This is a genomic window from Candidatus Accumulibacter sp. ACC012, assembly GCF_907163155.1.
Lineage (GTDB): Bacteria > Pseudomonadota > Gammaproteobacteria > Burkholderiales > Rhodocyclaceae > Accumulibacter > Accumulibacter delftensis.
In genome coordinates this window covers 16279-32496 of the sequence record NZ_CAJQUC010000024.1, presented here as the reverse complement: position 1 = coordinate 32496, position 16218 = coordinate 16279, and the positions used below count along the sequence as shown (strand labels likewise).

General features: G+C 62.2%; 7 protein-coding genes and 1 tRNA gene. 5 read left to right on the top strand and 3 right to left on the bottom strand.

Translation table 11 applies throughout. The features are described 5' to 3' along the window. The first annotated feature begins 335 nt into the window (after positions 1 to 335). The 4 genes from gltB (at position 336) to glmS (ending at position 9915) form a co-directional block, all read left to right on the top strand. Positions 336 to 5015: a glutamate synthase large subunit gene (gene gltB / locus QZ648_RS23465; RefSeq protein ID WP_291998437.1), complete on the top strand. Its 4680-nt coding sequence runs from the start codon at positions 336 to 338 to the stop codon at positions 5013 to 5015. Positions 5016 to 5017: 2 nt separating this feature from the next. Further along, the gene (locus QZ648_RS23460; protein ID WP_169067863.1) at positions 5018 to 6460 is read left to right on the top strand and encodes a glutamate synthase subunit beta; all 1443 of its coding nucleotides are present in this window, start codon (positions 5018 to 5020) and stop codon (positions 6458 to 6460) included. 259 nt (positions 6461 to 6719) lie between these two features. Further along, positions 6720 to 8078, top strand: coding sequence for a bifunctional UDP-N-acetylglucosamine diphosphorylase/glucosamine-1-phosphate N-acetyltransferase GlmU (gene glmU, locus QZ648_RS23455; protein ID WP_291998436.1), 1359 nt, complete (start codon positions 6720 to 6722; stop codon positions 8076 to 8078). A gap of 7 nt (positions 8079 to 8085) precedes the next feature. After that, positions 8086 to 9915, top strand: coding sequence for a glutamine--fructose-6-phosphate transaminase (isomerizing) (gene glmS, locus QZ648_RS23450; RefSeq protein ID WP_169067861.1), 1830 nt, complete (start codon positions 8086 to 8088; stop codon positions 9913 to 9915). Positions 9916 to 10037: 122 nt separating this feature from the next. On the opposite strand, the gene QZ648_RS23445 is transcribed toward glmS, so the two are convergent. Beyond that, positions 10038 to 11258, bottom strand: a complete 1221-nt coding sequence (locus QZ648_RS23445) for an IS110 family transposase (RefSeq protein WP_291998434.1) — start codon at positions 11256 to 11258, stop codon at positions 10038 to 10040. A 385-nt stretch (positions 11259 to 11643) separates the two neighbouring features. Then, a complete protein-coding gene (locus QZ648_RS23440) occupies positions 11644 to 13809 on the bottom strand; it encodes an exonuclease domain-containing protein (RefSeq protein ID WP_291998435.1) in 2166 nt (721 codons plus the stop codon). Between the two features lie 311 nt (positions 13810 to 14120). Between QZ648_RS23440 and QZ648_RS23435 the strand changes: the two genes are divergently transcribed. After that, positions 14121 to 14196, top strand: a tRNA-Phe gene (locus QZ648_RS23435). A gap of 276 nt (positions 14197 to 14472) precedes the next feature. On the opposite strand, the gene QZ648_RS23430 is transcribed toward QZ648_RS23435, so the two are convergent. Further along, positions 14473 to 15693: an IS110 family transposase gene (locus tag QZ648_RS23430; protein ID WP_291998434.1), complete on the bottom strand. Its 1221-nt coding sequence runs from the start codon at positions 15691 to 15693 to the stop codon at positions 14473 to 14475. Positions 15694 to 16218 lie beyond the last annotated feature (525 nt).

Below are 16218 nucleotides of genomic sequence, written 5' to 3'. Positions count from 1 at the left end.
TCCCGCGTCCTGGCGATCGCAGCCTGTTTTGCGGCGGCGTGGGTGGGTGCGCGGCAACTGCTGATTGGGTGGCCCGAATATTGCTTCAAGAACAAATTGTGGGCTGCGTAGTGTCTACAGGCGAGGTGGCTGTGTTGAGTGCCGCTTCCTGGTGCCTGAGCCGCGAGGTGGCGCCCTCCCTTGGTGCGGCGCAGCATGTTGAAGGCCCGCGCCATTAGGGGTATAGTCGCGGGTCGCCCGGACTGGCCTGCTGGCTGGCTTCGCGCCCGTTTTAGTGAGCTTGCCGGTGCAGCTCGCGTGGGTACCATGCATCTTTGTTTTGTGAGGATTCGACCGTGATCGATTCGACCATACCTGAAAGGCAAGGGCTTTACGACCCAGCCAACGAGCACGATGCCTGTGGCGTCGGTTTTGTAGCGCACATCCGGGGCCAGAAAAGTCACTCGATCATCGAGCAGGGTCTGTTGATCCTGAACAACCTGGATCACCGCGGCGCGGTCGGTGCCGACCCTCTGATGGGTGACGGCGCAGGGATTCTGATTCAGCTTCCCGACGCCCTTTTTCGCGAGGAAATGGGCCGCAAAGGCGTGCGCCTGCCGCCAGTCGGTGATTATGGTGTCGGCATGGTCTTTCTGCCGAAGGAGTCGGCCTCCCGGCTTGCCTGTCAGGAAGAAATCGAGCGCGCGGTACGCACCGAGGGGCAGGTCGTTCTCGGTTGGCGCGACGTGCCGGTGCATCACGAACTGCCGATGTCGCCCGTCGTGCGGGCTCGCGAGCCGGTGATTCGCCAGATCTTCATCGGCCGCGGCCCGGACATCATGGTGACCGACGCGCTGGAGCGCAAGCTCTACGCCATTCGCCGTAGCGCCGCCAACGCCATTCTGGCGCTGGGGCTGAAGCACAGCAAGGAGTTCTACCAACCGTCGATGTCGGCGCGGACCATCGTCTACAAAGGCTTGCTGCTGGCGACTCAGGTGGGTCAGTACTACACCGACCTTCTGGATCCGCGCTGCGTTTCGGCGCTGGCTCTGGTTCACCAGCGGTTTTCGACCAACACTTTCCCGACCTGGCAGCTTGCCCACCCGTACCGCATGATCGCCCACAACGGCGAGATCAACACCGTACGCGGCAACTACAACTGGATGCGCGCCCGCGAGAAAGGCACCTGGTCGCCGATGCTTGGTGCCGATCTGGAAAAGATCTGGCCGCTGATTTATCCGGGGCAGTCCGATTCCGCTGCCTTCGACAACTCCCTCGAGTTGCTGGTCATGGGCGGCTATTCGCTCGCGCACGCGATGATGATGATGATTCCCGAAGCGTGGGAGTCGCATACGCTGATGGATCCGAAGCGCAGCGCTTTTTACAAGTATCACGCAGCGATGATGGAGCCGTGGGACGGTCCGGCCGCCGTCGCTTTCACGGATGGGCGTCAGATCGGCGCCACTCTGGACCGCAACGGCCTTCGCCCGGCGCGCTACCTGGTCACCGACGACGATCTGGTGGTCATGGCGTCCGAGTCCGGGGTGCTGCCGATTGCCGAGGAGCGTATCGTCAAGAAATGGCGCCTGCAGCCGGGCAAGATGTTTCTCATCGACCTTGATCAGGGACGGATCATTGAGGATCGCGAGTTGAAGGACACGCTGTCGCGCCTCAAGCCCTATCAGGACTGGCTCAGCCGCATCAATATCAAGCTTGACGATCTGCCGGCACCGGCCAGCGTCTCGGCGCGCACCTACTCGGCGTCCTTGCTCGATCGTCAGCAGGCCTTCGGTTACAGCCAGGAAGACGTCAAGTTCATTCTCGAACCGATGGCCAACTCCGGCGAGGAGGCTACCGGCTCGATGGGCAACGATTCGCCTCTTGCCGTTCTCTCGAACCGCAGCAAGCCGCTGTTCAACTACTTCCGGCAGCTCTTCGCGCAGGTCACCAATCCACCCATCGACCCGATCCGCGAGCAATTGGTGATGTCGCTGGTGTCGTTCATCGGCCCCAAGCCGAACCTGCTCGGGATCAATGAAATCAACCCGCCGTATCGCCTGGAAGTTGCACAGCCGGTCCTCGACTTCGACAACATGGCCAAGTTGCGCCGGATTGCGGCCTATACCGGCAACAAGTTCCACTCCGCCGAACTCGACATCTGCTATCCGCTGGCCTGGGGTAATGAAGGCGTCGAAGCGCGGCTGGCCTCGCTGTGCCACGAAGCCGAGGATCATGTCCATCGCGGTTCCAGCATTCTGATCGTCTCGGATCGCAAGTTCGACGCCGAGCACGTGGCCATCCCGGCCTTGCTGGCCACCTCGGCGGTGCATCAACATCTGGTCACCAAGGGGCTGCGTACGCGGGTCGGACTGGTTGTCGAAACCGGCGCGGCACGCGAGACGCATCACTTTGCGGTACTCGCCGGTTATGGTGCCGAAGCGGTGCACCCCTACCTGGCGCTGGAAACGCTGCAGCACCTGGTCGGAGGCGACGCCGCGAAGGGCGAGAAGGCGATCAAGCATTTCATCAAAGGGGTTGGCAAGGGCCTCCTCAAGGTGATGTCCAAGATGGGCATTTCAACCTATATGTCCTACACCGGGGCGCAGATTTTCGAAGTCGTCGGTCTGCAGAAGGTCGTCGTTGACAAGTATTTCACCGGTACCTCGACGCAAGTCGAGGGGATTAGCGTCTTCGAGATCATGGAAGAGGCGATTTGCCTGCATCGTCAGGCTTTCGGTGACGACGCAGTGCTGGCGACGATGCTCGACGCCGGCGGCGAATACGCCTATCGCGTGCGCGGCGAAGAGCACATGTGGACGCCCGATGTGATCGCCAAGCTGCAGCACGCGACGCGTACCGGCAAGACCGAGACCTACCAGGAATACGCGACGCTGATCAACGACCAGACGCAGCGCCACATGACCCTGCGTGGTCTGTTCGAGATCAAGGCGGCAGGGCCCGCTATCGCTCTCGACGAGGTCGAGCCGGCGAAAGAGATCGTCAAGCGTTTCGCCACCGGCGCCATGTCGCTAGGGTCGATTTCGACCGAGGCGCACAGCACCCTGTCGATTGCCATGAATCGTATCGGTGGCAAGTCGAATACCGGCGAAGGCGGTGAGGACCCCGCACGTTTCAAGGTCCTCGAGGGTGGCGAGACCCTGGCCAGTGTCATCGGCGAGTCGCGCGTCGAGCGCGATTATCGGCTGCAAGCCGGTGACAGCCTGCGCTCGGCGATCAAGCAGGTGGCCTCGGGGCGTTTTGGGGTGACTGCCGAATACCTGGTCAACGCCGACCAGATCCAGATCAAGATGGCGCAGGGTGCCAAGCCCGGCGAAGGCGGTCAGTTGCCCGGCCACAAGGTTTCCGAATACATTGGTTTCCTGCGTCACTCGGTGCCAGGTGTCGGCCTGATCTCCCCGCCACCGCACCACGACATTTATTCGATCGAGGACCTGGCGCAACTGATTCATGACCTCAAGAACACCAACCCCAAGGCCTCGATCAGTGTCAAGCTGGTTTCCGAAGTCGGTGTTGGTACGGTTGCGGCTGGAGTCACCAAGGCCAAAGCCGATCACCTGGTGATCGCCGGTCACGACGGGGGGACCGGTGCCAGCCCGCAGTCGTCGATCAAACACGCCGGCTCGCCGTGGGAACTCGGCCTTGCCGAGACGCAGCAGACGCTGGTTCTCAACCGACTGCGTGGCCGCGTTCGGGTGCAGGTCGATGGGCAGATGAAAACCGGCCGCGACGTACTCATTGGCGCCTTGCTGGGCGCCGACGAGTTCGGTTTTGCTACCGCACCGCTGGTTGTCGAAGGCTGCATCATGATGCGCAAGTGCCACCTCAACACCTGTCCGGTGGGTGTGGCGACGCAGGATCCGCTGCTCCGTCGCAAGTTCTCCGGTCAGCCCGAGCACGTCGTGAATTACTTCTTCTTTGTCGCCGAAGAACTGCGCCAGCTGATGGCGCAAATGGGGGTGCGCAGTGTCAATGAACTGATTGGCCGCAGCGACCTGCTCAATATGCAGAAGGGGATCACTCACTGGAAGGCTCGCGGGCTCGATTACAGCCGCATCTTCAATCGTCCGGCAGCAGCCAACGAAACGCCGGTCTTCCACCAACAAGAGCAGGATCATGGTCTCGCCAAAGCGCTCGACAACGAGCTCATTGCCCTCGCCAGGCCGGCTCTCGAACGCGGCGAAAAGGTCGGCATCGACCTGCCGGTGCGTAACCTCAACCGCACCGTCGGGGCGATGCTGTCAGGTCGGCTGGCCGAACGCTATGGTCATGCAGGCTTGCCGGATGGAACGATCGAAATTCGTCTCACGGGCACGGCAGGGCAGAGTTTTGGCGCCTTCCTGGCGCGCGGCGTGACCCTCGACCTGGTTGGTGAAGGCAATGACTATGTCGGCAAGGGGCTGTCCGGTGGGCGAATCATCGTTCGTCCGCATGCCGCTTTCCGCGGCGAAGCCTTGCACAACATCATTGTTGGCAATACCGTTCTCTACGGTGCGACCGAAGGCGAAGCCTACTTTGCCGGCGTCGCCGGTGAGCGTTTCGCAGTCCGCAACTCGGGTGCGACAGCGGTCGTCGAAGGGGTCGGCGATCATGGCTGCGAGTACATGACCGGCGGCACCGTGGTCGTGCTCGGGCTTACCGGCCGCAATTTTGCTGCCGGCATGTCCGGTGGAGTGGCTTACGTGTTCGACGAGGAGGGCACTTTCGAGTCGCGCTGCAACATGGCGCAGGTGTCGCTCGAACCGGTCGAGGAAGAGTTTGCCGCCCGTCAGGGCAGCGACGCGGGTGACGAGCTGGAAGGTCATGGCAAGGTGGATGTGCGTCACCTCGGCGTTGTGGACGAAGTGCTGCTCAAGGGCCTGCTCGAGAAGCACCATCGCCACACGGGTAGCCTGCAGGCGCGGAGGCTGCTCGACGATTGGAGCAACTATCGCGCCAAGTTCGTCAAGATCATGCCGCACGAGTACCGTCGAGTACTCACCGAGATCGCGGCGCAAAAGCAACTGGAGGCAGCATAAGCATGGGTAAGCCGACTGGATTCATCGAGTATCAGCGTCTGGCGGAAGTCAGTGAGCCGGCCAAGTCACGTCTCAAGCATTACCGCGAGTTCATCCTTACTCTCAACGACGAGCAGGCCAGCCTGCAGGGCGCTCGCTGCATGGACTGTGGCATTCCGTTCTGCAATACCGGTTGCCCGGTCAATAACATCATTCCCGACTGGAACGACCTGGTGTATCGGGGCCATTGGGAGCAGGCGCTGGCCGTTCTGCATTCGACCAACAACTTTCCCGATTTTACCGGCCGCATCTGTCCGGCACCCTGTGAAGCGGCGTGCACGCTGAACATCAACACCGACCCCGTCGGCATCAAGTCGATCGAGCATGCGATCGTCGACAAAGGCTGGGAAAAAGGCTGGATCCGGCCGCAGCCGCCGAAGGTCAAGACCGGCAAGACCGTCGCTGTCGTCGGCTCCGGGCCGGCCGGGCTGGCGGCGGCGCAGCAGCTGGCGCGCGTCGGGCATCGCGTCGTCGTTTTCGAGAAAAGCGACCGCCTGGGTGGTCTGTTGCGTTACGGAATCCCCGATTTCAAATTGGAAAAATCACATATCGACCGGCGCATCGCGCAGATGGAGGCCGAGGGCGTCGAGTTTCGCGTCAACCAGGAAATTGGCGGCGATTCGGAGCAGTCGACCCCCGCCGAGCGCTTGCTGGCCGAGTTCGATGCGCTGATTCTCGCCGGTGGCGCGGAATCGCCGCGCGACCTGCCTGTGCCGGGCCGCGACCTTGATGGCGTGCATTTCGCCATGGATTTCCTGCCGCAGCAGAACAAGGTCAATGCTGGCGATCAGGTGCCGGCACAGATCAAGGCCACCGGCAAGCGGGTGGTGGTGATCGGCGGGGGCGATACCGGTTCGGACTGTGTCGGCACCAGCAATCGTCATGGCGCGCTGTCAGTGACGCAATTCGAATTGATGCCGCAACCGCCGGAGAGTGAGAACAAGAGCCTGACCTGGCCTTACTGGCCATTGAAGATGCGCTCTTCGTCTTCGCACGAAGAGGGTTGCCTGCGCGACTTCGCCGTTTCCACCAAGGAGCTGATCGGCGAAAACGGCAAGGTGAAGGCTTTGAAGCTGGTCCGCGTCGAGTGGCAAAACGGCCGCATGAGCGAAGTTGCGGGCAGCGAGGCCAATATTCCGGCGGATCTCGTGCTGCTGGCGATGGGCTTCGTGGCGCCGATCAAGAACGGCTTGCTGGAACAACTGGCTCTTGAACTCGACGCCCGTGGCAACGTCAAGGCGACCACCGATGGTCACGGTTGCTATGCCAGCAGCGTTGCCAAGGTCTTCGCCGCTGGTGACATGCGGCGTGGCCAGTCGCTGGTCGTCTGGGCAATCCGTGAAGGTCGCCAGTGCGCGCGCGAAGTCGATGCTTTTCTGATGGGTCGTTCCGATCTGCCACGCTGAGTTTTCAGTCTGCGGCCGCGGGGCACCTCTTTCCCGCACCACGATGAGCTGCTTCGTGGTGGTGCAAACTCTGCCTTGTGACATAATTCCGCGCCGCGCGCGGTCCTTGCTGAAAGAATACTGTTTGCGCTAGGGGTGTTTCGGAATTCGCGTTGCAGCTGTCCTTCGTGCCAGCCGGCAAGCGCCGTACGCCAGCCACCGAGGGCCGCAGGACTAGGACAAGACTGTAGCTTCGAACGGGGTGTTAGGGGTTTAGCCAATGAATATCGTCATTCTCGCTGCTGGCCAGGGCAAGCGCATGCATTCGAACCTGCCCAAGGTCCTTCATCCGGTCGCCGGCAAGGCCCTTGTCGCGCACGTCATCGATGCCGCTCGCAGTCTTTCTCCCGAGGCGGTCTGTCTGGTCTATGGCCATGGTGGTGACGCCGTGCGCACGACCATTGCTGCCCCGGATCTGCGCTGGGTCCTGCAGGAGCCGCAACTGGGTACCGGTCACGCGGTCATGCAGGCCATTCCGCAACTCAGCGCTGCCGAGACGACGCTGGTGCTCTACGGCGATGTGCCGCTGATTCAGGCCGAAACCCTGAAGAAGCTGGCGCACGCAGCGCGCGGCGCGCTGGCCATTCTTACCGTCGAACTGGCCGATCCCACTGGCTACGGTCGTATCGTGCACAACGCCGCAGGTGAGGTGGTGCGCATTGTCGAGCAGAAGGACGCCACGCCCGAAGAGCGCAGCATCCGCGAAGTCAATACCGGCATCATTGCCCTGCCGACGGCGCGCCTCGCCGAATGGCTGGGCCGTTTGTCGAACGACAACGCCCAGCAGGAGTACTACCTGACCGACATCGTCGGCATGGCGGTGGCCGACGGCGTGCCGATCCGGACCACGCAGCCGCAGGGGGAATGGGAAGTGCTTGGCGTGAACAGCAAGGTGCAACTGGCCGAGCTCGAACGCGTCGCCCAGCGGCAGACCGCCGAGCGCTTGATGGAGCAGGGGGTGCGCCTGGCTGACCCGGCGCGCATCGACGTACGTGGCGAGTTGCGCTGCGGACGTGACGTGTTCATCGACGTGAATTGCGTGTTCGAAGGGCTGGTGCTTCTCGAAGAAGCGGTCGAGATCGGTCCTTGCTGCGTGCTCAAGAACGCGACCATCGGTGCCGGCTCGCGTCTCGCCGCCTTCAGTCATATCGAAGACGCGATCGTCGGACCGGATGGCGTCATCGGACCTTTCGCGCGCTTGCGGCCGGGAACCGAACTCGCCGCCGGCGTGCACGTCGGCAACTTCGTCGAGCTCAAGAACACCAAAGTTGCCGCGCAGTCGAAAGCCAATCATCTGGCCTACATCGGCGACGCGATCATCGGCAGCCGGGTAAATATCGGCGCCGGTACGATCACCTGCAACTACGACGGAGCCAACAAGTTCAAGACCATCATCGAGGACGATGCCTTCATTGGCTCGGATACGCAATTGGTGGCCCCGGTTACCGTCGGTCGCGGCGCGACGCTGGGCGCCGGTACGACGCTGACCAAAGACGCGCCAGCCGACACGCTGACCATTTCGCGCGCCAGGCAGGTTTCGATTAGCGGCTGGAAACGGCCACAAAAAGTGAAGAAGTGAGCTGATCATGTGTGGCATCGTTGCCGCGGTCGCCGACCGCAACATCATCCCCGTCCTGCTCGAAGGATTGCGCAAGCTCGAATACCGTGGCTACGATTCGGCCGGCCTGGCGCTGATCAACGATGCCGGCCTGCAACGCCTGCGCTCGGTTGGCCGCGTCGCCGAGCTCACCGCGCAGGCCGATAGCGCGCAGATTTCCGGTCACACCGGCATCGCCCACACCCGCTGGGCGACGCATGGCGTCCCCAGCGAGCGCAACGCCCATCCGCACATCTCGGAGGGGCTGGCCGTCGTGCATAACGGCATCATCGAGAATCACGAGGCGCTACGTGCACGCCTCAAGGCAGTCGGTTACGAGTTCACTTCCGATACCGATACCGAAGTGGTCGGCCACCTGATCGCCTACGAGCTGAAGACCACCCCTGATTTCCTGGCTGCCGTCTGCAAGGCCATCAAGCAGTTGCAGGGCGCCTACGCCATTGCCGTGCTGCGCGAGGCCGATCCCAGCCGCGTCGTCGTTGCCCGCGAAGGATCGCCGCTGCTGCTCGGCCTCACCGACGATGGCTGCTACGCCGCTTCGGACGCCTCGGCGCTCTTGCAGGTCACGCGGCGCATGGTCTATCTCGAAAACGGCGACTGTGCCGAACTGATGCGCGACAGCTACCGCATCACGACCATCGACGGCACGCCCGTTGAGCGGGCCGAGAGCGAATCGCACCTCTCTGCCGACGCCGTCGAACTTGGCCAGTACCGGCACTACATGCAGAAGGAGATCTTCGAGCAACCGGTGGCGCTGGCCAACACGCTCGAAATGCTCGGTACCGCGAACAGCATCCAGCCAGGCCTGTTTGGTGCGGCCAGCGAAGAAGTCCTCAAGGATGTCCGGCAAGTGCTGATCATCGCCTGCGGCACCAGCTACCACGCTGGCCTGGTCGCGCGTTACTGGCTGGAATCGATCGCCGGCATCCCGTGCTCGGTCGAAGTCGCCAGCGAGTACCGCTATCGCGATTCGGTGCCCGATCCGACCACCTTGCTGGTGACCATCTCGCAATCGGGCGAGACCGCCGATACCCTCGCCGCCCTGCAGCATGCCAAGTCGCTCGGCATGTTGCGCACGCTGTGCATCTGCAACGTTCCCGAGTCGTCCCTGGTGCGCGAGAACAGCCTGCGTTTCATTACCCGCGCCGGTCCGGAAATCGGCGTTGCCTCGACCAAGGCCTTTACCACCCAGCTCGCCGCCCTCTATCTACTGACCCTGGTCCTCGCCAAGCTGCGTGGTCGCCTCGACGAGCGGGCCGAAGGCGCCGAATTGCACGCCTTGCGGCACCTGCCGATCGCGGTGACCAAGATTCTCGAACTCGAGCCCGAGATTCGCCACTGGTCCGAGCAGTTCTCGATGAAGCAGCACGCCCTGTTCCTCGGCCGCGGTCGTCACTACCCGATCGCCATGGAAGGCGCGCTGAAGCTCAAGGAAATCTCGTATATCCATGCCGAGGCCTACCCGGCCGGCGAGCTCAAGCACGGCCCGCTGGCGCTGGTCGACCGCGACATGCCGGTGATTGCCGTCGCTCCCAACGACGCGCTGATCGAAAAGCTCAAGTCCAATCTGCAGGAAGTGCGCGCCCGTGGCGGCGAACTCTACGTCTTTGCTGATGCCGACAGCGAGATGCAGGAGTCGGACGGTATCCACGTCCTGCACCTGCCCGAGCACTACGGCGCCCTGTCGGCCTTGCTGCACGTCGTGCCGCTGCAATTGCTCGCCTACCATGTGGCGCTGGTACGCGGCACCGACGTCGACAAGCCACGCAATCTGGCCAAATCGGTGACGGTCGAGTAAGGCCGCAGCGCCGCCTGCGCGTACCGGTCTGTTGACCGGTACGCGCCTTAATGTGAAAGAAGCCAGTTGGAAGACGCACGAAATCCTGACCGCCTGGGGTCATGCAAATGGGTTGCTGTGAATCAAGCGGCTGCGGGGATGAAGCCGAAGCGAGTCAGAGCCTTGATCCAGCGAGAAGCGTTGCGCTGTACGGAAAGCTGCTCATAGTTGGTGGCGGAATCCCGGTAGTGTTCGCCACGCTTGAGCATGAAGAAGATGGTGCGCAACATTTTGTGAGCCAGCGCGACGATGGCCCGTTTGTGACCACGGCGAACGATCAGCGACTGGAACTTGGACTGGAACGCTGATTTGGTCCGGCTGGCGGCGTGAGCGAACTCACAGAGAAGTCGGCGAACGTAGAGATTGCCCTTGCGCACGCGCCCCGACTTTCGTTTTCCGGCGGATTCGTTGTTGCCCGGGCAAACGCCGACCCAGGAAGCGAGGCGATCCGGGGAGCCAAAGGCACTCATGTCGCTGCCTATTTCGACCAGCAGCATGGCGGCGCCGATCGCGTCGACGCCCGGTAGCGTTTGCAGCAGCGCCAGCGCATTCATCTCACTTGCCAGCTCGCCAAGCAGTCGAGCGTCGAAGCGGGCAATGGCCGCTTCAAGCCCCTCGATATGCCGCAACAGTTCGTCGAGAACGAACACATGACTCGCGGTCAATTCGCCCTGCAGGGCATCGTACAACTCCTCGCGGCTGGCCTTGAGACGTCGGCTGGCGAGCTTGAGCACCTCTTCGGGAGGCTGGCCGGCGAGGATGCCCTTGATCATCGCCCGTGCCGACTGCCCATGGATGTCGCTGACGACCACGGCCAGGCGGATGCCGGCATCGGTCAGCACTTTGTGCAGGCGGTTCTTCTCGGACGAGAGCAGGCCAACGAGCTTTTGCCGCTGCCGGGCGATCAGACGCAGTTCGCGCAGTTTGGCCGGAGGCACGAAAGAGCCACGCAGCAGACCGGCGCGCGCCAGGGTGGCCAGCCACTGGGCATCACCGACATCGGTCTTGCGCCCGGGCACCTGCTTGACGTGGCGGGCATTGACCACCGTCGCCCGGAGACCCACCGCCTCCAGCGCCGCATACGGACTCTTCCAGTAGATGCCTGTGCTTTCCATAACGACTTCCTCAGGCTCAAGCGCCGCCGCCCAGGCCGCCAGCGCCCGTCGATCGCGTTTGAAGGCACCAAATTGCCGTTGTTCGATGCGTGTCTCGCCGCTCGATTCCTCGATGATCGCGCACGCCGTGATCTGGGCTTGATGAATGTCGAGTCCAATGACCCGCTTGTGGATCGGAACCAGTTCCATACCGTCTCCTTTCGCAATAAACTTGAAAGCGGGAGGCGGTGGGTGCCAGAACCGAAGTTGCCTGAAGGCGACAGGTCGCCAACGGCCCTTTTAATGTGTGCGCTCGATGGCAGCAATCCGGGGTACGAGTCGGTTCAGCGGGTCACGTTAAAGTTCGGGGTCGAGCCGCCAAAGCTTTGCGCGACCTCTACCCATCGCTTCCCAACTCGAATTTTCTTTCATGATCCGGGGCGGCCGCAACTGCAATGACCGTTAATGTGAAAGTCGCGCAAGCGACTCACGAAACTCCCTTCTCCCCTTGCGGGAGAAGGGGCAGGGGAAGAGGGAAACGGTCATGACTTTCATCATCCCGGGTATCTCTACTGTCATGACCGTCAGTCGTGCGTCAGTACTTCACCCGCGCAAAATAAGTTTTCTGCGAAGCTTCCAGCGCCTGCCGCAAGGTGCTGATTCCCATCTGTTCGAGCAGCGGCAGCATTTTCAGGAAGACCTCGCTGGTGGCGAGAGCGTCGCCGAGGGCGTTGTGTCGGCTTTCGATGCTGATCCCCAGGCGTTCCGCGATTTTCTCCAGCTGGTGCGAGTCCTGGTTGGCGTGCAGCACGGCCGAGAGTAGTAGCGTATCGAGCACTGGCTGGCTGAAAACAATCCCTGTACGTTCCTCCTTGAGTTGCAGGAAACGCATGTCGAAGGCGGCGTTATGCGCGACCAGGACGGTATCGTTGCAGAAGTCGTGGAAGGCCGGCAGCACCGCGTCGATGCTTGGTTGGCCGCGCACCATGTCGTCGGTGATGCCGTGGATGCGGATTCCTTCCGGTCGCAACAGGCGCTCGGGGTCGACCAGTTCGTTGAAGTTTTCCTGGCGCAGCATACGGCTGTTGACGATGCGTACCGCTCCGATCTGGATGATCTCGTCGCCGGCCGCCGGTTCGAGACCGGTGGTCTCGGTATCGAAGACGGTGTAGCTGAGATCGGCCAGCGGCCGGTCCAGGTCGATGCTCTGATCACGAAAGTCGAAGAGGTCGAAATCGTAGTACTCGGGGCGCAGCTGGCTCTCGTCGCTGGCCTCTGCTGCGGCCAGCGTCTCGGGGATGGCCACCGGCAGGACCAGCCGGAAGAAGGCGCAGTGTGCGGCCTTGTCGCGCTGGTACCAGACTTCGCCACCATGGCGGTCGATGACATCGCGTAGCGACAGCGGCGAGTGCTCGCTGCCGACCTGCATCGGTTCCGTTTCCCAGGTGTAGAAAGTCTCCGAGGACATGGCGTGCCCGGCCCAGATGATATCCAGGTAGGCCAGCTTGCCGAAGGGCTGCAGCCGGAAACGCAGCTCCTTGATTTGATAGTGTTCGAGCAAGCGGAAAGCCAGGCCGCAGATCGAAAAGACCAGCGAAAAGCTCTCTGCGCGCAGCCACAGGGCGTCGTCGATTTCCTCGGTCTTGCTCGGCAGCCCGAGTTGCTCCTCGATGCGGCGCTGCGCGGCGGCGATGATGTCGATGCCCAGGACGTCTTCCAGCGGCCAGCGGGTCTTCAAGGAATCGGCGAACTCGTTCATCGTCTGGTCGAGGCGCTGGCTCATGCGCACGACCTCGTCGCTGACAATACCGACAAAGCGCTCGCGTACCGCCGCTTCCATGTCCGGGTAGTCCATCAGGTTGCCGACCGCGACGCGGATATTGGCCAGGCTGCCGCGGCTGCCGTCGGTCAGCGATTGCAGGACCTGATCGCGGCGCGACTCCTGTTCCAGGCTCCGCGTGATGTTCTCGACGGTGAGCACGTAGCCGCTGATGTCGTTCTCCGGCGAGTCGTCGGCGATCGACAGCACCGGCACCATTTGCACGCGCAGCAGTTGGCCGCCGCGAGCGGTGGTGATGAAGTTGGCGATCGCCGCCCCGGCCCCTTTTTGCAGGCGTTGGTGCACCACTTCGAGCGCGTGATCGATCTGGTTACGCTCGAGGATCGAGAAGATCGAACGCCCGAGGCCGATCAACGCACCCCCGGTACCCGTCGTGCTGCCTTGCGCCAAGGCCCTGAACTGCAGCCGGGCGCGGCTGTTGTAGAGAAGAATGCGGCCGTCCAGATTGCACACCACCACCGCCTGTGCCAGCTCGGACATCAGTGCTGCCAGGCGGTTTTTCTCTTCCTCGACAGAGGCCTTGGCGGCCGCGATCTGGATGTCCACGTCATCCATCAGTCCATCACGCTGCTGCGCCAGATCGTTGGTCGCCTCGGCCAGCTGTCGGACTTCGGGCGGGCCTTCGGGAAGGACGCGAAAGTCGCGGTTGGCGGTGAGCATAAGGCGCAGGCATTCGGCCATCTTGAGCAGCCCCTGCACGTATTGGCGGAACAGGTAACGAATCACCAGCAGGCCGAGGACGAAGCCAAAGGTGGTCATCATCGCGCCGAGCGAAAGATGTGGCGCGATCAGCTGCACGAGCATTGCCCGCTCGGGCGCTTTTGCGCCGGCCCAGATGAGCAGCGCGGTAATGACAAAGGGGCCGGTCATCAGCAGACCGAGGACGATCACCGAGATGGCGAAGCGGATACGTGCGTTCATTCACTGGGCCTGTTCAACGATTGCGGGTGATCTGGCACTCATCACCCCTCCCAAAGTGGCGTGCATCGGTCCAGAAATCGCGTCGCCAAGGCGACGAGGCATAAGCTTAGCCGACTGGCCGCGGAAATGAGCAGGGCAGAGCGGACAAAGTGGCAAACTCCCGACCGGGAAAGGGGGGGCAGGTGCGCCGTTTTTTTGCCGCGAGCAACGCCAACCGCGGCGGCCGCTTCCACGGTCGCGCTTTATATTCATGCGATTGCCCTGTTGGCTTTGACGACAGAGAATCGATTCGATATACTGCCGCACTCGATGGCCAAGTAGCTCAGTTGGTAGAGCAGCGGACTGAAAATCCGCGTGTCCGTGGTTCGATTCCGCGCTTGGCCACCATGAAAAAAATTTAGCCCGGCCATTGGTTGGGCTAAATGCGTTCTGGGTGGCGCATGTGTCGGGCGTGGCCTGCAGGCCAGCGGGCTGTCCGCGAATTCCACATTGATCCTCAACGATTGAGCTTCCAAGCATCGGCTGGCCAGGTTTCTCGGCTGCACTCGATGGCGCCGCTGCGCCCGTCCCGGTTGGCGATAGCGGCGATTAATGTGAAAGAAGCCAGTTGGAAGACGCACGAAATCCTGACCGCCTGGGGTCATGCAAATGGGTTGCTGTGAATCAAGCGGCTGCGGGGATGAAGCCGAAGCGAGTCAGAGCCTTGATCCAGCGAGAAGCGTTGCGCTGTACGGAAAGCTGCTCATAGTTGGTGGCGGAATCCCGGTAGTGTTCGCCACGCTTGAGCATGAAGAAGATGGTGCGCAACATTTTGTGAGCCAGCGCGACGATGGCCCGTTTGTGACCACGGCGAACGATCAGCGACTGGAACTTGGACTGGAACGCTGATTTGGTCCGGCTGGCGGCGTGAGCGAACTCACAGAGAAGTCGGCGAACGTAGAGATTGCCCTTGCGCACGCGCCCCGACTTTCGTTTTCCGGCGGATTCGTTGTTGCCCGGGCAAACGCCGACCCAGGAAGCGAGGCGATCCGGGGAGCCAAAGGCACTCATGTCGCTGCCTATTTCGACCAGCAGCATGGCGGCGCCGATCGCGTCGACGCCCGGTAGCGTTTGCAGCAGCGCCAGCGCATTCATCTCACTTGCCAGCTCGCCAAGCAGTCGAGCGTCGAAGCGGGCAATGGCCGCTTCAAGCCCCTCGATATGCCGCAACAGTTCGTCGAGAACGAACACATGACTCGCGGTCAATTCGCCCTGCAGGGCATCGTACAACTCCTCGCGGCTGGCCTTGAGACGTCGGCTGGCGAGCTTGAGCACCTCTTCGGGAGGCTGGCCGGCGAGGATGCCCTTGATCATCGCCCGTGCCGACTGCCCATGGATGTCGCTGACGACCACGGCCAGGCGGATGCCGGCATCGGTCAGCACTTTGTGCAGGCGGTTCTTCTCGGACGAGAGCAGGCCAACGAGCTTTTGCCGCTGCCGGGCGATCAGACGCAGTTCGCGCAGTTTGGCCGGAGGCACGAAAGAGCCACGCAGCAGACCGGCGCGCGCCAGGGTGGCCAGCCACTGGGCATCACCGACATCGGTCTTGCGCCCGGGCACCTGCTTGACGTGGCGGGCATTGACCACCGTCGCCCGGAGACCCACCGCCTCCAGCGCCGCATACGGACTCTTCCAGTAGATGCCTGTGCTTTCCATAACGACTTCCTCAGGCTCAAGCGCCGCCGCCCAGGCCGCCAGCGCCCGTCGATCGCGTTTGAAGGCACCAAATTGCCGTTGTTCGATGCGTGTCTCGCCGCTCGATTCCTCGATGATCGCGCACGCCGTGATCTGGGCTTGATGAATGTCGAGTCCAATGACCCGCTTGTGGATCGGAACCAGTTCCATACCGTCTCCTTTCGCAATAAACTTGAAAGCGGGAGGCGGTGGGTGCCAGAACCGAAGTTGCCTGAAGGCGACAGGTCGCCAACGGCCCTTTTAATGTGTGCGCTCGATGGCAGCAATCCGGGGTACGAGTCGGTTCAGCGGGTCACGTTAAAGTTCGGGGTCGAGCCGCCAAAGCTTTGCGCGACCTCTACCCATCGCTTCCCAACTCGAATTTTCTTTCATGATCCGGGGCGGCCGCAACTGCAATGACCGTTAATGTGAAAGTCGCGCAAGCGACTCACGAAACTCCCTTCTCCCCTCGCGGGAGAAGGGCCGGGGGTGAGGCGGAGAATTCAGGGAGCATGCTCCCTGCCCGTCGAACGATTCCGGCGTGCAAGCCGGAATGCGCACTGCAAGTGAGAGGGCGGACGGTCATGAATTTCATCATCCGGGGTATCTCGACTGACATGATCGTTAGCGTTGGTTGGTCGTGGGCAGCATTGTGCTGCAAAAGAGAAATTCGCCCAATTGTCGTGTGCATGCCCT

What these genes read in the sequence shown, in the direction of transcription:
- glmS (WP_169067861.1), top strand. Translation starts at nt 8,086, where the DNA reads ATGTGTGGCATCGTTGCCGCGGTCGCCGACCGCAACATCATCCCCGTC.
- glmU (WP_291998436.1), top strand. Translation starts at nt 6,720, where the DNA reads ATGAATATCGTCATTCTCGCTGCTGGCCAGGGCAAGCGCATGCATTCG.
- QZ648_RS23445 (WP_291998434.1), bottom strand. Translation starts at nt 11,258, where the DNA reads ATGGAACTGGTTCCGATCCACAAGCGGGTCATTGGACTCGACATTCAT.
- QZ648_RS23460 (WP_169067863.1), top strand. Translation starts at nt 5,018, where the DNA reads ATGGGTAAGCCGACTGGATTCATCGAGTATCAGCGTCTGGCGGAAGTC.
- QZ648_RS23430 (WP_291998434.1), bottom strand. Translation starts at nt 15,693, where the DNA reads ATGGAACTGGTTCCGATCCACAAGCGGGTCATTGGACTCGACATTCAT.
- QZ648_RS23440 (WP_291998435.1), bottom strand. Translation starts at nt 13,809, where the DNA reads ATGAACGCACGTATCCGCTTCGCCATCTCGGTGATCGTCCTCGGTCTG.